The organism is Lederbergia sp. B243.17 (assembly GCF_057657925.1).
In genome coordinates, this window is sequence record NZ_JBWBKF010000036.1 from 16,591 (window position 1) to 34,437 (window position 17,847).

Here is a 17,847-nt window from a genome sequence, read left to right on the forward strand (position 1 = left end):
TTTATTAAGGGGGGCGTGAGGATGTCGGATTCAAAAAAGCACCAGTTTGTCATATCCCAGGATGATTGGTCCCTCCATCGAAAAGGGCATGATGATCAGCAGCGTCATCAGGAAAAGGTTCAGGAGGCAATCCGCAATAACCTGCCCGACTTGATCACAGAAGAAAGCATCATCATGTCTGACGGCCGGGACGTTGTAAAAATTCCGATCCGATCACTGGATGAATATAAAATTAGGTACAACTATGACAAAAACAAGCATGTCGGCCAGGGAGAAGGGGACAGCCAGGTCGGCGATGTGGTGGCAAGGGACGGATCTGAGCAGAAAGGGCCTGGAAAAGGGCAAGGTGCGGGTGACAAGGCAGGAGAGGATTATTATGAAGCGGAAGTCTCCTTGCTGGAGCTCGAGGAAGCGCTGTTCAAGGAATTGGCATTGCCCAATTTGAAAAGAAAAGAGCAGGACGCAAACCAGGTCGACCATATTGAATACAATGATATCCGAAAAACGGGGCTGATGGGCAATGTCGACAAAAAACGGACGATGATGTCAGCTTTCAAACGTAATGCCATTTTGGGAGAACCAAAATTCCACCCGATTTACCCGGAGGACTTGAAATTCAGGACCTGGAATGAAATCCAAAAACCGGAATCAAACGCTGTCGTCCTCGCAATGATGGACACGAGCGGATCGATGGGGCTTTGGGAAAAATACATGGCCCGCAGCTTTTTCTTTTGGATGACTCGGTTCCTGCGGACGAAATATGAGCGGGTATCGATCGAGTTCATCGCCCACCATACGGAGGCGAAAGTTGTTTCCGAGGAAGACTTTTTCTCCAAAGGCGAAAGCGGAGGAACGATCTGTTCTTCTGTCTACAGAAAGGCCCTTCAGTTGATTGAGGAAAAATACGATCCTTCCCGCTACAATATCTATCCTTTCCACTTCTCCGACGGAGACAATCTGACGTCCGACAATGCAAGATGTGTGAAACTCGTCAAAGAACTAATGGATGTTTCCAACATGTTCGGTTATGGCGAAGTGAACCAATACCAGCGAAATTCCACTTTAATGTCAGCCTACAAACATATTAAAGATGAGAAATTTTATTATTATATCCTTAAACAAAAAGCAGACGTTTTTCATGCGATGAAAAGCTTCTTCCATAAAGAAACAGACCGCCGTGTCGTTTAATTTGAATTGAGCCGGAGCTGCAAAGCCGGGCTCTTTTTTTTGTGCACTAATTAAGAAAAAATGTTACGTAAATATTCGGAATTCGGACTTGACAATAGGAAAAAGAATCAGTAAAGTTTGAATTAATATGACGGGTTTCCACATCATCAACGATTTATCGTCATACAATAGGAGAAAGGAGCCGGGTAAAAATTTTTTAAATTGATTCGTAAGCGCTTTCATTATTTAAGGAAGGTGATAGCATGCTGAATGCGGTTGGACAATTTTCTGCCGAAGAAAAACTGCAGTCATTCATGGAGAGAATCGAACGCGGGGAAAAAATCGAAGCGGATGATTGGATGCCTGATGAATACCGTATGGCCCTGATCAAGTTGATTTCCATGCACGGAATCAGTGAAATTATGGGGGCTCTCCCTGAAAAAGAGTGGGTGCCGAAAGCTCCGACGCTCCGCCGGAAACTTGGAATAATGGCTAAGGTACAGGATGAAATGGGGCATGGGCAGCTGCTTCTGCGGGTCGCAGAAGACTTGATGGCACCGCTTGGGAAAGACCGGGAGAGCCTGATTAGCGATCTGCTGAATGGAGATTTAAAGTTTCATAATGTATTCCATATGGAAGCAAAAACATGGGCGGATGCCGGGTTAATCGGATGGCTTGTTGATGGTGCAGCGATCATGACGCAGACAAACATGCTTGGGGCGTCTTATGGACCATATGCTAGGGCACTGCAGCGGATATGTGCAGAGGAAGTGTTCCATGCCCAGCACGGTGAGTCGATTATCATGGCCTTGGCCGAGGGAACGGATGAACAGCGGGCGATGATTCAGGATGCGATCAATCGCTGGTGGCCTTCCCTGCTAATGTTTTTTGGACCGGCTTCGGCAGCGACAACTGGTTCTTCCAAGCAGGATATCACAATTAAATATAAAATCAGGACAAAGACGAATGAGGAGCTCAGGCAGGATTTTCTTTCAAAGTATTTGCCGCGGGTTTTTTCCCTTGGCCTGACTGTGCCGGATGATTCACTCCGTTTTGACGAAGAATCAGGCAAATGGAAATACCGGGAGCCGGACTGGGCGGAATTCAAGCAGATCATTTCCAACAACGGCCCGAAATCCAAGAGCAGGCTGGCGTTGAGGAGGATTGCGTTTGAGCATAACGCTTGGGTGCGGGAGGCGCTCGGGACTTGATGGGGAAAGGAGAGGAGGATATGGAGGAAGCACAGGGACGGGGGTTTTACGAAGTCTACGAAGTGTTCAGCAAGCGGAATTATAAAAATGATTTCCAGCACCAGTTCAGCCTGCTGGCTCCGAATGAGGAGATTGCTTTCGTCATGGCACAGGAGAACTTCCTGAGAAGGGAGCCTGCAGTTGACATATGGGTGGTGAAACGTTCGGATATCAGAATGGCTTCGCCTGAAGAGCGGCAATCCCTGGCGAGACTGGACAATAAGGAATACCGGCTGACGAAAGGATACGGCTATTTGAAAAAGAAGTGGAGGAAATACGAGCAAGGGATGCTTGATGAAAAAGAAATCATGTCATGGGGTGATCATCAGGATGGAAAAGGTCATGTCGCCGCTGGAGGCAAACAAGAGAGCTGACTATCGTACCGCGCTTGTTGAACTGCTGTATCAGCTCGCTGATGATGATTTCCTTATCTCATTCAGGGGTTCGGAATGGCTCGGGCTTGCACCGCATATTGAAGAGGATGTTGCATTCTCCTCCATTAATCAGAACACGATGGGCCATGCGGCGATTTATTATAATTTGCTGGAGGAACTTGGGGAGGGGGATGCAGATTCGCTTGCGCACGGCCGGTCTGGCAAGGTTCGGAAAAACGCAATCCTCACAGAGCTTGTGAACGGTACCGGAACGTATCTTGAAGAGCCGCGGTTTGATTGGGCCTTTGCTGTTGTCCGTCACTTTTTCTATGACCTGCAGAAGAAGCGGAAGCTTGAAATGCTGAAGAACTGTTCATATGAACCGCTCGCCCAGGCGGCCGTCAATATTAATATGGAGCAATACTACCATGTCATGCATTGGCGCGTTTGGTTTGAACAGCTGGCAGCTGGCAAAGGAGAGGCAGGAACAAGGATGGAGAAAGCGGTGGCAAGGGTATGGCCGCTGCTGGATGACCTGCTGTCTTTCGGCCCGTACAGCAGAGAAATGGCTGATGCGGGTCTGATCATAGGCGAAGAACCGCTGCGTTCCTCGTTTGAAGCGGAATGCAAGCGGATTTTTGAAGAAGCGGGCCTTCCGGATCCCGGGCCGTTCACATTCACTGCCGAAAAAGGCAGAGAAGGGAAGCACACGAAAGACCTGGAGGACGCATTGCTGACACTTGGCGAAGTGTACCAGTCTGATCCGCTGGCAGCATGGTAAAGGCGGTGAACATCATGGAGACAATCAATAAGGAAACAGTCCTTGCAGCATTGTCGGGCGTTAAGGACCCGGAAATTCCATCGGTCAGTATTGTAGATCTTGGAATGATCGAGAGAGTAGAAGTCGAAGAGAGTCATATCCACATTCAAGCGCTCCCAACTTTTATGGGCTGTCCGGCACTGGATATTATCCGGAATAATATGGAGGAGGCGCTTAAGGAACTAGCTCCGGCGTATGAAATACAGGTTGATTTTGTCCTGCATCCGCCTTGGACATCCGGAAGAATCAGTGAGGAGGGGAGGCAGAGGCTGAAAGAATTCGGCATTGCCCCGCCGCCTGTGTTTGAAACAGAACTGGAACTATGGCGTGTCGAGTGTCCATATTGTGCTTCGCCTTATACAACGGTGGAGAATCTATTTGGTCCGACAGCCTGCAGAAGCATTCTATACTGCAAATCTTGCAAAAATCCATTTGAAGCGATGAGGCCGGTTTCCGACCTCATGTAGAGAGGAGAGCAAGCACTGATGTACAAAATGATCGCATTGTTTAAAAAACCGGAGGATCCGGAAAAGTTTGATGAACATTATTTCGGCACTCATATGCCGCTGACAGAGAAGATTCCGGGCCTCCGGGAAGCGAGGGTGACAAAATTCACCGGGGATAGTCCCTACTACTTGATGTGTGAAATGGTGTACGACAGCAAGGAGGCATTCAAAGAAGCATCCAAAACGGAGGAATCGAAAGCTTCCGGAAAAGATGTAATGCAGTTTGCTGGAAAATTGGTTACATTCCTGTTTGGCGAAGAGGCAAATGGCTGAGTATCGGTTTATCGAATCGGAGACAAAGGACGGAATCGGTTTCGTCCGGCTGAACCGGACCAAGGTGCTGAATGCGCTCAATCGGGAGATGGTCAGCGAGGTGCTTCATGCTTTTGAGAATTTTGACCGTGATGAGAGAATCCAGGTTATCGTCCTTTCGGGCAACGGGAGGTCATTCGCTGCAGGTGCTGATATCGGCGAGATGGCAAAAGATACGCCCGTTAAAATGGAACGACTCAATCAATTTGCCGATTGGGATCGGCTTGGTCTGGTAAAAAAACCGGTTATCGGTGCAGTCCACGGCTTTTGCCTTGGCGGCGGTTTTGAACTGGCACTCGTCTGTGATCTCCTGATCGGCGCTGAAGGGACAAAATTCGGTTTTCCTGAGGTCAATCTTGGTGTCATGCCTGGAGCAGGAGGAACGCAAAGGCTGACAAGGCTGATCGGCAAGACGAAAGCACTTGAATGGCTATGGACCGGGGAAATGAAAAGTCCGGAAGAAGCTCTGGCAGCAGGTATTCTTCTGAAAGTTGTACCTGAGGAATTGCTGATGGAGGAAACGATCCGCTTTGCCGAAAAGCTGATGAAGAAGCCGCCGCTTTCCCTGCGGCTGATCAAAGAAGCGGTATTGAAAGCGGAGGATGTTTCTTTATTGGAAGGGATGCAATTCGAACGGAAGAATTTTTATCTATTGTTTTCCTCAGAGGACCAAAAAGAAGGCATGAAGGCATTTATGGAAAAGAGAGAGCCCAGGTACAGCGGGAGATAAGGAGGATGGCCATGTATGAGACGATTCAATATGAAGTCAAAGGGGGAAGGGCGATCATCACCCTGAACCGGCCGGATTCCTTGAATGCGTTCAACCGGGACATGGGAAAGGAACTGCTTTCCGGACTGAAAGCGGCAGGTAAATCGGGTGATGTGAGGAGCATATTGCTGACTGGAGCAGGCAGGGCCTTCTGTGCGGGCCAGGACCTGGAGGAAGTAACCGAGGATATGGACCATGGCCAAGTGTTGCGGGAACAGTATAATCCGATCATCCAGGCAATGGCCGAGATGCCGAAACCGATTGTCGCAGCAGTAAATGGAGCTGCGGCAGGTGCAGGCTTCAGCCTCGCGCTTGCCGCCGATTTCCGTCTTCTATCAGAGCATGCGAGTTTCGGTTGTGCATTCATCCATATCGGTCTTGTGCCGGACTCTGGCAGCTTCTATTATCTGCCGAAATTTCTCGGTTATGCTAAAGCACTCGAAGTCATGATGCTCGGCGAACGGATCAAGGCGGAGGAAGCGCTGAAGCTGGGATTGGCGACAAAGCTAATTCCAACTAAGGACTGGGATACCGAAGTTGCCGAATTTACAGAACGGCTGGCGGCTATGCCGACGAAAGCACTCTCTTTGATCAAGAAAAACATGCAGAAAACATGGGCAATGCCACTTGGAGATGTACTTACTGAAGAAGCCTATTCCCAGCGGACCGCTGGATTAACGGCAGACCACTATGAGGGGGTAGCGGCATTTCTTCAGAAAAGGGCGCCTGTATTCCGCGGGGAATAAACAATATCGGGGAGGGGGCGAAGGCTTGGAAGTTGCTGTGATCGGCGCCGGCCTAATGGGCAGGGGTATCGCATATGCCGCTGCTGCAGGGGGAATGAAGGTAAGCTTATTCGATCTTCATCCGGAAGCGCTTGAAAAGGCGAGCCAAGAAATCGGCATGCTTTTCAAAAAAGCGGTCAGCCGCGGGAAGATGGATGAAAATGAGGCCAAAGAGGGTATGGGCCGGCTCACCTTCACGTCCGGATTGGAGGATGCTCTGCGAGGAGCAGTACTTGCGATTGAGGCGGTGCCGGAAAGGTTGGACATAAAAAGGGACGTTTTTGAAAAGATGGACAGAGCGGCGGAGAGTGATTGCATATTTGCGACAAACACTTCAACGATGAGTCCGACTGAAATCGCGTCTTTTACAAACCGTCCTGAGAAAGTGATTGCGATGCATTTTTTTAATCCAGTCCATAAAATGCCGCTCGTTGAAATTGTAAAAGGCCTGTCGACGTCCGAGGAAACGGCTGAGACTGTCAGGAAGGCGGCAACACAAATGGGCAAAGAAACAGTCGTTGTCAATGAATTTCCGGGATTTGTAACGAGCAGGATCAGTGCATTGGTCGGGAACGAGGCATTTCATATGCTGCAGGAAGGGGTAGCTTCTGCTGAGGAAATCGACAAGGCGGTGAGACTCGGGCTGAACTATCCGATGGGGCCGTTTGAGCTTGGCGATCTTGTCGGCTTGGACACGCGGCTTCATAACCTACAATATTTGCATCGCACGCTCGGAGAAAAATACCGCCCGGCGCCTCTGCTTATACAGTATGTAAAGGCGGGGTTGCTCGGCAGGAAAACCGGCCGGGGCGTCTATGATTACTCGGCTGAAGAAGGTAGTGAACAGGGGTGAATACATGCGGGATGCAGTCATTGTCGACGCAGTAAGGACGCCGATCGGCAGATACAACGGCCAGCTGAAAGAGATCAGGCCGGATGACCTGGGGGCTGCCGTGATTCGTGCGCTCATCAACCGGAATCCCCAAGTTCCGCCAGAGCAGATAGAGGATGTAGTTCTTGGCTGTGCCAACCAGGCAGGTGAAGATAATCGGAATGTGGCCAGGATGTCGGCATTGCTTGCAGGCCTCCCGGTCGAAACAGCAGGAACGACAATCAACCGCCTATGCGGTTCGGGGTTGGATGCAGTCATTTACGCGGCAAGGGCAATCAACGGAGGGGAAGGCGACATCTTCATAGCGGGTGGAACAGAAAGCATGACGCGTGCACCTTTTGTGATGGGCAAGCCCGGTACCGGCTTTCCGCGCGGCAACCAGGAATTATTTGATACGACCATAGGATGGAGATTCATCAATCCTCATCTGCAGGAGCAGTACGGCACGGATTCGATGCCGGAAACCGCGGAAAATGTCGCCGGGCGATACAGAATTTCACGAGAGGAGCAGGATGCCTTTGCGTACGGCAGCCAGATGAAAGCGAAAAACGCGATCGATCTGGGCTCTCTTTCTGAAGAAATTGTTCCTGTCTCATTTAAGGACCGAAAGGGAAGGGAAGTGATTATCGACAAAGATGAGCATCCCCGACCCGATACAACAATGGAGAAGCTGGCCTCATTGAAGCCGCTTTTCAAAGCTGGCACCGTGACAGCGGGGAACGCAGCTGGTATCAATGATGGCGCTTCGGCCTTGCTGCTGATGAGCAAAGAAAAGGCGGAGGAGCTTGGCCTTGTACCTTTGGCAAGATACAGGACGTCCGCAGTCTCAGGCGTTGAGCCGGCGGTCATGGGAATCGGCCCTGTGGCTGCAGCAAGGAAAGCGCTGAAGCGTGCTGGTCTGGAGGCAAAGGATCTCGATCTCGTCGAACTGAATGAAGCCTTTGCTTCACAAGCGATTGCCTGTATACAGGAGCTCGGCCTTGACCCTGCTCGCGTCAATGTGAATGGCGGCTCCATTGCATATGGCCATCCGCTAGGGGCAAGCGGTGCTAGAATTTTGACTTCTTTGGTCTACGAAATGAAAAGAAGAGGTGCAAAGCGGGGAATGGCCACAATGTGCATTGGGGTTGGCCAAGGAATCGCTTTGATTGTTGAAAACATAGAGGAAAGAACTGACTTTCGCCGCTAACAAGATTACAATCGAAACAGAAGCGAAAGGCAGGGGGAAAAATGAACAGCGGACCAAATACGAGATCAATGATTTTTACCTTATTCGGTGATTACATCAGGCATTATGGAGATGAAATTTGGATTGGAACATTAATCAGGCTGCTTAAGGAGTTCGGCCATAATGAGGCGTCCGTCCGGGCAGCAATCTCCAGAATGTATAAGCAAGGGTGGCTGGAATCGCATAAAGAGGGCAACAGGAGCTTCTATCGGTTGTCCGGACGCGGCAGGGAGAGGATGGCGGAGGCTGGAGAGCGGATATTCAAGCTCCATCCAGAAGTATGGGATGGCAAATGGCGGATGCTTCTTTACTCCATTCCCGAAAAGAAAAGGAAGTTCCGTGATGATTTGAAAAAGGAGCTGGAATGGAGCGGTTACGCTCCGTTATCATCGGGTTGCTGGATTTCTCCCAATGACTTGACGGCCAGTACAACGGCTCTGGTAGAGAAGTATGGGATCCAGCCGTATGTACATCTCTTTACAGCAACTTATGAAGGGCCGGGGGAGAATGAGGACATGGTCAGAAGGTGCTGGGATCTTGAACAATTGTCCCTCCGGTATGAAGGCTTCCTTCAAGAATTCGGCAGCAGATTTGAGAAAACGAAAGAAGACATTGCTGCCGGGAAAGCGGGCAAAGCAGAATGCTTCGTTGAGAAGTCGATGCTTGTCCATGAATACAGGAAGTTCTTGTTTATCGATCCGGGCCTGCCAGCGGAGCTCCTTCCCGCTAGTTGGGCAGGAAATGAGGCGTTTGAGTTATTTTCCATCTATTACGATGTGCTCGCAGAACCTGCAGTCGCCTTCTATGAGGAGATTTATGCGGAAGGCAACCTTCTGAGAAAAGAGGAAAGGGGCGCTGACGTATTGCGCCATCCGTTCATGGAATCAGAAACCGAAGGAGAAAAGGTGCATGAATAACCGTTTGACAGAACTTCTCGGAATTGAGATGCCGATTCTGCTGGGAGGCATGGGCAATATTAGCTCACCTGTTTTGGCCGCAGCTGTTTCCAATGCCGGCGGTCTTGGGACGATCGGGGCCGGGACGAGGCGAGCCGAGGAAGTCCGTCCACTTGTCACGGAGCTGAAAAACAGCACAGAGCGTCCGTTCGCTCTTAATATTGCCCTCAGTGTGAATGATGACACAGAACGACTGCTTGGGATGGCAGTAGAGCTTGAAGTTCCCGTCATTTCCTTGTCTGCAGGGAACCCCGCACCGTATGTTGCCAAACTACAACAGCATGGCATAAAAGTGCTCGCAGTTTGCGGCACGGTCAGGCATGCCATGAAGGCGGAGCAGGCAGGCGTTGATGTTATAGTGGCCGAAGGTGTGGAAGCAGCAGGCATCACTGCCCCCCATGAAATTACTTCGATGGCTCTTATTCCACAGGTTGCCAAGGCTGTATCGATTCCAATCGTCGCCGCAGGAGGCATAGCGGACGGTAAAGGGATGCTCGCTGCCATGGCGCTCGGAGCGGATGGTGTACAGATGGGGACGAGGCTCGTCGCCGTGAAGGAATCGCCGGTATCGGAAGTGTATAAACGAAGACTGATAGAAGCCAAGGATACAGACACCGTCCTTGTTGGCAGACCGTTTGGTACTGCCAGAAGAGTATTAAAGGGTTCTTACACGCAAACCTTATTACAGCTTGAATCCCGTGGGTACACACAACAGCAATATAATGAAGCGACAAGTGAATTGATACATTGGCGCGGAGCTATGGAGGGAGATGAGGCAGCAGGCTTCATGAACGGGGGGCAGATTGCCGGCCTCATATCTGACATTCCGTCTGTAAGCGAGCTTTTCAGTGAAATGGCCAGTGAATGCAAGAGCCGATTGGAAACTATTAGCCGCATGCTGTGAAGAAGTATTGAAAGCGCTTCAATTATCAAAACATTTAAAACTTATTGACTATGTCCTTTGGTCAGTGTACCATTACGATAAAATATGGCCGGAAAATATCGAAAAATCCGGCATGTATATTAAAGGGGGAAAATGTAATGAGGATCAGTTGGAGAAAAAATGCTATTGCAATCCTAAGCGCGGCCATGCTGCTCGCAGCGTGCGGTACCTCTTCATCAGGCGGAGACACTGGACCAAAGAAGTCAGGAAGCGAGAGTGACCCGGTGTCGGAAGCAGCAAAAAAGTATAAAATCGGCGTGACGCAAATTGTCGAGCATCCTTCCTTGAATGCAGCTTTCGATGGTTTCAAAAAGGCATTGGAAGAGGCAGGGTTGGAAGTGGAGTATGATGTTCAGAATGCACAGGGCGATAACTCGCAAAATACGACTATCGCAAACAATCTTGTCAGCTCTGGGGTGGATTTGATCTTTGCAAACTCAACACCGAGCGCTCAGGCGGCAGCCAGTGCTACAAGTGATATCCCGATTATTTTTACGTCCGTGACTGATGCGGTCGGAGCAGAACTTGTTAAATCGAATGAAGAACCGGGAGGCAATGTTACCGGAACAGTCGATACGCATCCGGACGCAATTCCGAATACGATGAAATTCCTGAAAGACGAACTTGGAGCAAAAAAGGTCGGCATGGTTTTCAACTCGGGTGAGCAAAATTCACGCACTCAGGTTGATTCGGTCAAGGAATTGCTCGGAACGATGGATATGGAGGTAGTGGAAGCCTCGGTCGCTTCGTCCGCAGACGTAAAGCAGGCAACTGAATCACTTGTAGGCAAGGTTGACTCGTTGTATATCATTACCGATAACACGGTCGTATCTGCATTGGAATCAGTCGTTTCAGTCGCAAATGACAACAAGCTGCCGATGATGGTCGGCGAATTCGATTCCGTGAAGCGAGGCGGCTTAGGGGCTTATGGATTTGAATATTTCGACATCGGTTATGAAGCCGGACAAATGGCTGTTAAGATTTTGAAAGGTGAAAGCAAGCCTGCTGACATGCCTGTCCAAAACCCGCAAAACTTGAAACTTGTCATGAACGAAGAAACAGCAAAAGCACTCGGTCTTGAAATCAAAGAAGGCTGGAATGCTGAACTAGACTAAATAGGAGATGATCCCAGATGTTTGCAGCTGTGTTCGGCTCCGTTGAGCAAGGAATCATCTATGCAATCATGGCTCTTGGAGTATACTTATCATTCCGGGTGCTAGATTTCCCAGATCTGACAGTGGACGGAAGTTTTGTCACAGGGGCTGCTGTAGCTGCCACGATGATATATTTCGGATATCATCCGGCAGCTGCAACAGCAGCAGCTCTAGTTGTCGGGTTTCTGGCAGGCAGTGTGACAGGGTTGTTGCATACGAAAGGCAAGATTAACCCGCTCCTGTCCGGTATTTTAATGATGATTGCCCTCTATTCCATCAACCTGCGGATTATGGGCTTCACGTCGGAAAACTCCGTCGGGCGCCCGAATATTCCGTTGATGAATGCGGAAACACTCTTTTCAAAATTCAATGCCTTTTGGAGTTCACTTGGCATCGACCAATCAATCAATTCCTTTTTGTCGATGATCGGAATCCAGTTCCTTCCTTCAACATGGGGAACGTTATTCTTGATGCTAATCATCACTATACTTATTAAATTGGCGGCAGACTGGTTTTTGCAGACGGAAGTTGGGTTGGCCATCCGGGCAACAGGCAACAACAAAAGGATGATCAGAAGCTTCTCTGCGAACACCGACACGCTTGTTATTTTGGGCTTGGGAATATCAAACGGCCTTGTCGCTTTCTCAGGAGCATTGATCGCCCAGTACGGAAAGTTTGCCGATATCGGACTCGGAATCGGGATGATCATCATTGGGCTAGCCTCGGTCATTATCGGAGAAGCCATTTTCGGTACGAAAACAATCATGCGTACGACGCTGGCTGTCGTGACCGGTGCGATTATTTACCGGATTATCCTTGGGCTGGCACTAAGGATCAAACTGCTCGATACAGGCGACATGAAATTGATAACAGCCGTCATTGTCATCTTTGCTCTCGTTGCACCGCAAATCATCGATAAGCGGCGGGAGAAAAGAAGAAAGGCGAAGCGGCATGCTGAAAGGCTCGCTGCGATTGCAACAGCCGGAGAGAAGGATGGTGAGCCGATTGCTCAAGCTCGCGCAGATTAATAAGGTTTTCAATGAATTTACACCTGATGAAAAAATAGCCTTGGATCATATCAATCTCGAATTAGAGAAAGGCGATTTTGTCACAGTAATCGGGAGCAACGGGGCGGGGAAATCCACGCTTATGAACATGATATCCGGAGCGCTGACCCCTGATGCGGGTACGGTTGCGATTGATGGCAGCGATGTAACAAAACTGCCCGAATACAAACGATCCATGCTGATCGGCCGCGTATTCCAGGACCCGATGGCAGGCACGGCTCCATCCATGACAATTGAGGAGAACCTGGCCATCGCCTATTCGAGGAAAAGAAAGCGAAGCCTGCGGATCGGCGTCGATAAAAAGCGCCGGGAATTTTTCAAGGAGTCGCTGGAAACACTTCATCTGAACTTGGAAAACAGGCTTAATGCCAAAGTCGGCATGCTTTCAGGCGGAGAACGCCAAGCGCTGTCCCTGCTGATGGCGACCTTCACCCAGCCGTCGATTCTGCTGCTGGATGAGCATACTGCCGCACTCGATCCGTCCAGGGCTGAGCTGATCACCAATCTGACGGAACAGCTCGTGAAAAAGGATGGCTTGACGACATTGATGGTTACGCACAATATGCAGCAGGCGCTTGACCTTGGCAACCGCCTGATCATGATGGACAAAGGGCAGATCATCTTGGAAGTGGACGCAAAGGAGAAGAAGGATTTGACGATAGCTAAATTGATGGCTGAATTCCAGAGGATCCGCGGCGAAAAACTGAACAGCGACAAAGCCTTGCTATCTGTTTAGCCCGTTAACGTGGAGGTGCATCAGATGAAACCAGGAATGGAGATCGGGCAAACTTCCGAGATTCGGATTCGAGTGACGCCCGATATGTTTGCCCAGTTTGAAGGCAATGTTATCCATGAAGCTTATTCTACCGTGTCAATGGTTTACCATATGGAGTGGGCTGCCAGGCAAATCATCTTGCCTTATTTAGAAGACCATGAGGAAGGAATCGGCGGGGCTGTGGCTGTAAAGCATATCGCCCCGTCGGCAGTTCATTCCATTGTTCATATTCGAGCGACGTTGACAGATCTGAAAGACAACATTGTTGTAACGAAAACAGAAGCATGGAATGAAATCGGGATGATCGGCGAAGGGGAAGTCACGCAGGTCATTTTGCCAAAAGGACGGATCATGGATAAATTGGCAAAAAGCAAAAAGAAAGAAGAAAGCCAAAGCTAGAGAGGAGAGATGATTTGTGGACTTTTTTACTGAAATGACTGAACATGAACAAGTCGTCTTCTGTAATGACCCTGACACCGGTTTAAAGGCCATAATTGCAATACATAATACAACACTTGGCCCAGCAACAGGGGGATGCCGCATGTATCCGTACGAATCGGTGGAGCAGGCACTCTACGACGTACTCAGACTGTCAAAGGGAATGACATATAAATGTGCTGCAGCGGATGTCGACTTTGGCGGCGGAAAATCGGTAATCATCGGCGATCCGAGAAAAGATAAATCACCCGAATTGTTCAGAGCCTTCGGCAGATTTGTAGAATCGTTGAACGGCCGCTTTTATACAGGGACGGATATGGGAACAGCACCAGCTGATTTTGTCCATGCAATGAAGGAGACAAATTGTATTGTTGGCGTGCCGGAGGAATACGGAGGCGGCGGAGATTCATCGATTCCAACCGCGCTTGGAGTGATTAACGGCATTAAAGCAACGAATCAATTTGTAAGCGGTTCCAATGAATTAGGGGATAAAACTTATGCCATTCAAGGCTTGGGAAAAGTAGGTTTTAAAGTGGCAGAGCATCTGCTCGGTGAAGGGGCCGATTTGTATGTGACCGATTTGAATGACAGTGCTGTGGCTGAATTGTTGGAACGGGGAAGGGAAATAGGAGCCGGAAGCATCAGGGCAGTCTCCGGGGAAGAGATTTACCGTGTGGAGGCTGACTTATTCGTCCCCTGTGCAATGGGCAGCGTCATCAACGATGAAACAATAGATATGTTCAAAGTTAGAGCGATTGCAGGCTCAGCCAATAACCAGCTTCAAGAGGACCGGCACTGCAAAGCACTCCAGAATCGAGGTATCGTCTATGCACCTGATTACATCGTAAACGCAGGAGGGCTGATCCAAGTTTCGGATGAGCTATATGGCGCCAATAAGCAGAGGGTACTGCAAAAAACGGAAGCGATCTATAATACGCTGCTCGAAATATTTAGGAGAGCAGATAATGAAAGCGTTTCCACATCAGAGGCAGCTGATCGTTTCTGTGAACAAAGAATTGAAATGCGAAAGGCAGGGAACAGTTTCTTTGCGAGAAAGCGCCCGCCGAAATGGCAAGTGCGCTATTAGGCAATTTACCATATCACTGAGGGGGCATCAGGATGCAAACATGGGAGAAGATTTGTTATCTCGATGGAAGTGGTGATCTTGTCAATGACGCGATCAAAGAGGAACTTACTGAGAATTGGGTAAAGAAACTGTACATGAAATTACTGGAGGCCAGGCTTTTTGATCGGAAGGCCATCAGCCTGCAGCGACAAGGGAGATTAGGTACTTATGCTCCATTTGAAGGGCAGGAGGCGGCACAGGTCGGAAGCGCGCTTGCTCTTAAGGAGAATGACTGGCTGTTTCCGACATACCGGGACCATGCGGCTACTATGACATTCGGACATTCACTGACAACGATTTTGCTTTATTGGAACGGAAGAGTGGAAGGGTGCATTCCGCCGGACGGAAAAAGGATTTTCCCTCCTGCTGTCCCGATTGCGACCCAGCTTCCTCATGCGGCCGGCGCAGCAATGGCTGAACAGTATAAGGGAACTAACAATGCTGCCATTGCTTATTTTGGCGATGGGGCCACCTCAGAAGGGGATTTTCATGAGGGAATGAACTTCGCCAGTGTCTTCCAGGCACCAGTTGTCTTCTTCAATCAGAACAACCAGTTTGCGATTTCCGTCCCGATTGAGAAGCAGATGCATTCAAAAACGATTGCCCAAAAAGCAATAGCATATGATATGCCGGGCGTCCGGCTTGATGGAAATGATATTTTTGCCGTCTATTTTGAAACAAAAAAGGCATTGGAGCGGGCTCGGTCAGGCGGAGGACCGACATTGATCGAGGCTGTGACATGGCGGTATGGTGCCCATACAACGGCAGATGATCCCGGTAAGTATCGTGATCAATCCTTAAGCGAGAAAAAGCGGGAAGAGGGAGACCCCCTGCTGAGAATTGAACGATATATGAAGAAAAACGGCATCTGGGATGAAGAGTGGGCGGAGCGGATCAATCAAGAGGCGGGGGAGACGATTGAAAAAGCCGTAGCCGAAATGGAGGCATATCCTCCCGCAGACGTAAAGGATTTATTTGACCATGTTTTTGAAGAGAATCCATGGCCGATTCAAGAACAGAAAGCAGAGTACCTTCAATTCTTGGGAGGTGGCAGGCAATGAGCATGGCAGCACTGACTTCACAAAAATTGACGCTAGTCCAAGCGGTAACAGATGGGCTGCGGACGATGCTCCGAGAGCGAAAAGAAGTACTGCTCCTCGGAGAAGATATCGGAAAAAATGGCGGAGTTTTCAGAGCAACGGAAGGTCTGCAGGAGGAATTCGGAGAACACCGTGTCATTGATACTCCTTTGAGTGAAGCGGGTATAGTCGGAAGTGCGATCGGCATGGCTGTAAATGGATTGCTGCCTGTTGTCGAAATGCAATTCCTCGGTTTCATTTACCCGGCGTTCGAGCAAGTGATGACGCATGCGACAAGGATCCGGATGAGGACAAAAAGCTCGTTCACCGTCCCTCTTGTTATCCGGGCTCCTTATGGAGCGGGCATCCGGGCTCCTGAAATCCATTCCGACAGTGTTGAGGCCCTGTTCACACATATGCCTGGCATAAAAGTCGTCTGTCCCTCGAACCCTTATGACGCGAAAGGGCTTCTGATCGCCAGCATCGAAGATCCGGACCCGGTTTTATTCCTGGAGTCGATGCGTTCCTACCGAGCTTTCAGGGATGATGTGCCTTCCGAAAAATATACAGTCGAAATCGGAAAGGCGAATGTTCTTCAGGAGGGGAGCGACGTGACCGTCATTGCCTGGGGTGCGATGGTCCCGGTTGCGATGAAGGCGGCAGATTCGATGGAAAAGAAAGGGATCAGCTGCGAGGTGATTGATCTTCGCACACTTTTCCCGCTTGACCGGGAAACAATAGCCGCGTCCGTTCAAAAGACTGGCCGTGCTGTTATTGTTCATGAAGCTCAAATGACCAATGGTCTTGGTTCCGAAATCATTGCACTCATTCAGGAAACCTCTTTCCTATACTTGAAGGCACCGATCGGGCGAGTTGCCGGGTTTGACGTCCCTGTCCCGTTTTATACATTGGAAGAGCATTATTTGCCAAATCCGGAAAGGCTTGAGCTGGCGATTGAAAAGGCTGTGACTTTTTGATGGAGAGGTGAGCATGAATGGTCGAAGTGAAATTGCATGATATCGGGGAAGGGATGACTGAAGGAGAAGTCCTTCATTACCTCGTGGAGGTTGGGGAAAAAGTGAAAAGCGATCAGCCGCTTGTGGAAGTCCAGACAGATAAAATGACAGCGGAACTGCCCTCCCCGGCAGAGGGAACCGTGAAAGAAATAAAAGTACCTGTCGGTGAAAATGTGGCTGTCGGAACCACGCTGCTGATCATTGAGCAGGAGAATACTCGGACGTCCGCCAGGAAAGAAACGGGAATTTCCGCTTCAGAAGAGAAGAAAGCTCGCGCTCCATTCCTCTATACTGCTCCAGTGGGCAGAGGTGAAATGATTCTGGCCGCTCCTTACACAAGGAAAATCGCCCGTGAGTTGGGTGTGAATATCGAAGAAGTCAACGGAACGGGACCAGGCGGCAGAATCCTTGACGAAGACATACACCGGCATTTGCTGCAGCGAGGGCAAAATGATGAGAAGCCTGAAAGAAAGAGTCAGGTAACTAGGGAAAAGATTATTGAAGAAGAAATCCCGTTCACAGGAAGAAGAAAACAGATTGCAGCAAAGATGACGAAATCTCTTTTCACGATTCCGCATGTGACCCATTTCGAAGAAGCGGACGTCACGGATCTACTCATTCTCGTCAAGGAACTGAAGGAGGAGGAAGGGGAACGATTGTCCATTGCTGCATTCTTTATTAAAGCAGTCCAGCTCTCCCTGAAGGATTTTCCGGTTTTCAATTCGGTGCTCGATGAAGAAAATGGGGTAATCCGCCTGAAACGGGAGTACAATATCGGGCTTGCTGTCGATGCGGAAGAAGGACTGATCGTCCCGGTAATCGGAAACGTGGAAACCAAATCGGTCAAAACCATTCATGAGGAAATGAAAATGCTGATTGAAAAAGCGAAAACGAACAGCCTGGGGTCAAAAGACATCCGGGGTGGTACGTTTACTATCAGCAATGTAGGGCCGCTCGGCAGCATTGCCGCCACCCCGATTATCAATTACCCGGAAACAGGGTTAATGGCTTTTCACAAAGCAAAAAAACGTCCTGCTGTTGTAAATGATGAAATTGCCATCCGTTCGATTATGAACATTTCCATGTCATTCGACCATCGTGTGGCTGATGGCGGGACAGCGGTTGCTTTTACAAACCGTTTCGTCTCTCTTATCGAGAACCCGAAGAAAATGCTATTGGAGTTGACGTAA

20 protein-coding genes are annotated in these 17,847 nt (G+C 49.4%); all 20 read left to right on the forward strand.

Features of this window, described 5'->3' with window-relative positions; genetic code table 11:
* Positions 1-21 precede the first annotated feature (21 nt).
* Positions 22-1,188, forward strand: coding sequence for a sporulation protein YhbH (gene yhbH / locus AC0TWI_RS06160; RefSeq protein ID WP_488125462.1), 1,167 nt, complete (start codon positions 22-24; stop codon positions 1,186-1,188).
* A 242-nt stretch (positions 1,189-1,430) separates the two neighbouring features.
* Entirely contained in the window at positions 1,431-2,378 is a 948-nt protein-coding gene (paaA, locus tag AC0TWI_RS06165; protein ID WP_488125463.1) for a 1,2-phenylacetyl-CoA epoxidase subunit PaaA, read from the forward strand.
* 20 nt (positions 2,379-2,398) lie between these two features.
* Complete coding sequence (gene paaB, locus AC0TWI_RS06170) at positions 2,399-2,791, forward strand: 1,2-phenylacetyl-CoA epoxidase subunit PaaB (RefSeq protein ID WP_488125464.1); 393 nt, start codon at positions 2,399-2,401, stop codon at positions 2,789-2,791.
* Entirely contained in the window at positions 2,748-3,572 is an 825-nt protein-coding gene (gene paaC / locus AC0TWI_RS06175; protein ID WP_488125465.1) for a 1,2-phenylacetyl-CoA epoxidase subunit PaaC, read from the forward strand. Before paaB ends, paaC begins: the two co-directional genes overlap by 44 nt.
* 14 nt (positions 3,573-3,586) lie before the next feature.
* Positions 3,587-4,078, forward strand: coding sequence for a 1,2-phenylacetyl-CoA epoxidase subunit PaaD (gene paaD, locus AC0TWI_RS06180; protein WP_488125466.1), 492 nt, complete (start codon positions 3,587-3,589; stop codon positions 4,076-4,078).
* A gap of 18 nt (positions 4,079-4,096) precedes the next feature.
* Positions 4,097-4,390, forward strand: coding sequence for an EthD family reductase (locus AC0TWI_RS06185; protein WP_488125467.1), 294 nt, complete (start codon positions 4,097-4,099; stop codon positions 4,388-4,390).
* Positions 4,383-5,159, forward strand: a complete 777-nt coding sequence (locus AC0TWI_RS06190) for an enoyl-CoA hydratase/isomerase family protein (RefSeq protein ID WP_488125468.1) — start codon at positions 4,383-4,385, stop codon at positions 5,157-5,159. Before AC0TWI_RS06185 ends, AC0TWI_RS06190 begins: the two co-directional genes overlap by 8 nt.
* Before the next feature lie 11 nt (positions 5,160-5,170).
* A complete protein-coding gene (locus AC0TWI_RS06195; protein WP_488125469.1) occupies positions 5,171-5,944 on the forward strand; it encodes an enoyl-CoA hydratase-related protein in 774 nt (257 codons plus the stop codon).
* A gap of 25 nt (positions 5,945-5,969) precedes the next feature.
* Positions 5,970-6,836 carry a 3-hydroxyacyl-CoA dehydrogenase gene (locus AC0TWI_RS06200; protein ID WP_488125470.1) on the forward strand — a complete coding sequence of 289 codons (867 nt, stop codon included), beginning with the start codon at positions 5,970-5,972 and terminating at the stop codon, positions 6,834-6,836.
* A 4-nt stretch (positions 6,837-6,840) separates the two neighbouring features.
* On the forward strand, positions 6,841-8,064 hold the full coding sequence (locus tag AC0TWI_RS06205) for an acetyl-CoA C-acyltransferase (protein WP_488125522.1): 1,224 nt from the start codon (positions 6,841-6,843) through the stop codon (positions 8,062-8,064).
* A gap of 41 nt (positions 8,065-8,105) precedes the next feature.
* Entirely contained in the window at positions 8,106-9,020 is a 915-nt protein-coding gene (gene paaX / locus AC0TWI_RS06210; protein ID WP_488125471.1) for a phenylacetic acid degradation operon negative regulatory protein PaaX, read from the forward strand.
* Positions 9,013-9,963, forward strand: coding sequence for an NAD(P)H-dependent flavin oxidoreductase (locus AC0TWI_RS06215; protein ID WP_488125472.1), 951 nt, complete (start codon positions 9,013-9,015; stop codon positions 9,961-9,963). The genes paaX and AC0TWI_RS06215 overlap by 8 nt, the downstream gene beginning before the upstream one ends.
* A 137-nt stretch (positions 9,964-10,100) precedes the next feature.
* Complete coding sequence (locus AC0TWI_RS06220; RefSeq protein WP_488125473.1) at positions 10,101-11,117, forward strand: ABC transporter substrate-binding protein; 1,017 nt, start codon at positions 10,101-10,103, stop codon at positions 11,115-11,117.
* Between the two features lie 17 nt (positions 11,118-11,134).
* Positions 11,135-12,184 (forward strand): ABC transporter permease, encoded by a 1,050-nt coding sequence (locus AC0TWI_RS06225; RefSeq protein ID WP_488125474.1) that lies wholly within the window; start codon positions 11,135-11,137, stop codon positions 12,182-12,184.
* Entirely contained in the window at positions 12,162-12,959 is a 798-nt protein-coding gene (locus tag AC0TWI_RS06230) for an ABC transporter ATP-binding protein (RefSeq protein ID WP_488125523.1), read from the forward strand. Before AC0TWI_RS06225 ends, AC0TWI_RS06230 begins: the two co-directional genes overlap by 23 nt.
* A 24-nt stretch (positions 12,960-12,983) precedes the next feature.
* On the forward strand, positions 12,984-13,397 hold the full coding sequence (locus AC0TWI_RS06235) for a thioesterase family protein (RefSeq protein ID WP_488125475.1): 414 nt from the start codon (positions 12,984-12,986) through the stop codon (positions 13,395-13,397).
* Positions 13,398-13,431: 34 nt separating this feature from the next.
* The gene (locus AC0TWI_RS06240; protein ID WP_488125524.1) at positions 13,432-14,523 is read left to right on the forward strand and encodes a Leu/Phe/Val dehydrogenase; all 1,092 of its coding nucleotides are present in this window, start codon (positions 13,432-13,434) and stop codon (positions 14,521-14,523) included.
* 32 nt (positions 14,524-14,555) lie between these two features.
* Positions 14,556-15,623 carry a pyruvate dehydrogenase (acetyl-transferring) E1 component subunit alpha gene (gene pdhA / locus AC0TWI_RS06245; protein WP_488125476.1) on the forward strand — a complete coding sequence of 356 codons (1,068 nt, stop codon included), beginning with the start codon at positions 14,556-14,558 and terminating at the stop codon, positions 15,621-15,623.
* Positions 15,624-15,625: 2 nt separating this feature from the next.
* On the forward strand, positions 15,626-16,618 hold the full coding sequence (locus tag AC0TWI_RS06250) for an alpha-ketoacid dehydrogenase subunit beta (RefSeq protein ID WP_488125525.1): 993 nt from the start codon (positions 15,626-15,628) through the stop codon (positions 16,616-16,618).
* Positions 16,619-16,635: 17 nt separating this feature from the next.
* Entirely contained in the window at positions 16,636-17,847 is a 1,212-nt protein-coding gene (locus tag AC0TWI_RS06255; RefSeq protein ID WP_488125477.1) for a dihydrolipoamide acetyltransferase family protein, read from the forward strand.

Bases quoted from the DNA above. Each gene is read 5' to 3' on its own strand.
- yhbH (WP_488125462.1), top strand. From the start codon at position 22: ATGTCGGATTCAAAAAAGCACCAGTTTGTCATATCCCAGGATGATTGG.
- paaA (WP_488125463.1), top strand. From the start codon at position 1,431: ATGCTGAATGCGGTTGGACAATTTTCTGCCGAAGAAAAACTGCAGTCA.
- paaB (WP_488125464.1), top strand. From the start codon at position 2,399: ATGGAGGAAGCACAGGGACGGGGGTTTTACGAAGTCTACGAAGTGTTC.
- paaC (WP_488125465.1), top strand. From the start codon at position 2,748: ATGGAAAAGGTCATGTCGCCGCTGGAGGCAAACAAGAGAGCTGACTAT.
- paaD (WP_488125466.1), top strand. From the start codon at position 3,587: ATGGAGACAATCAATAAGGAAACAGTCCTTGCAGCATTGTCGGGCGTT.
- AC0TWI_RS06185 (WP_488125467.1), top strand. From the start codon at position 4,097: ATGTACAAAATGATCGCATTGTTTAAAAAACCGGAGGATCCGGAAAAG.
- AC0TWI_RS06190 (WP_488125468.1), top strand. From the start codon at position 4,383: ATGGCTGAGTATCGGTTTATCGAATCGGAGACAAAGGACGGAATCGGT.
- AC0TWI_RS06195 (WP_488125469.1), top strand. From the start codon at position 5,171: ATGTATGAGACGATTCAATATGAAGTCAAAGGGGGAAGGGCGATCATC.
- AC0TWI_RS06205 (WP_488125522.1), top strand. From the start codon at position 6,841: ATGCGGGATGCAGTCATTGTCGACGCAGTAAGGACGCCGATCGGCAGA.
- paaX (WP_488125471.1), top strand. From the start codon at position 8,106: ATGAACAGCGGACCAAATACGAGATCAATGATTTTTACCTTATTCGGT.
- AC0TWI_RS06215 (WP_488125472.1), top strand. From the start codon at position 9,013: ATGAATAACCGTTTGACAGAACTTCTCGGAATTGAGATGCCGATTCTG.
- AC0TWI_RS06220 (WP_488125473.1), top strand. From the start codon at position 10,101: ATGAGGATCAGTTGGAGAAAAAATGCTATTGCAATCCTAAGCGCGGCC.
- AC0TWI_RS06225 (WP_488125474.1), top strand. From the start codon at position 11,135: ATGTTTGCAGCTGTGTTCGGCTCCGTTGAGCAAGGAATCATCTATGCA.
- AC0TWI_RS06235 (WP_488125475.1), top strand. From the start codon at position 12,984: ATGAAACCAGGAATGGAGATCGGGCAAACTTCCGAGATTCGGATTCGA.
- AC0TWI_RS06240 (WP_488125524.1), top strand. From the start codon at position 13,432: ATGACTGAACATGAACAAGTCGTCTTCTGTAATGACCCTGACACCGGT.
- pdhA (WP_488125476.1), top strand. From the start codon at position 14,556: ATGCAAACATGGGAGAAGATTTGTTATCTCGATGGAAGTGGTGATCTT.
- AC0TWI_RS06250 (WP_488125525.1), top strand. From the start codon at position 15,626: ATGGCAGCACTGACTTCACAAAAATTGACGCTAGTCCAAGCGGTAACA.
- AC0TWI_RS06255 (WP_488125477.1), top strand. From the start codon at position 16,636: ATGGTCGAAGTGAAATTGCATGATATCGGGGAAGGGATGACTGAAGGA.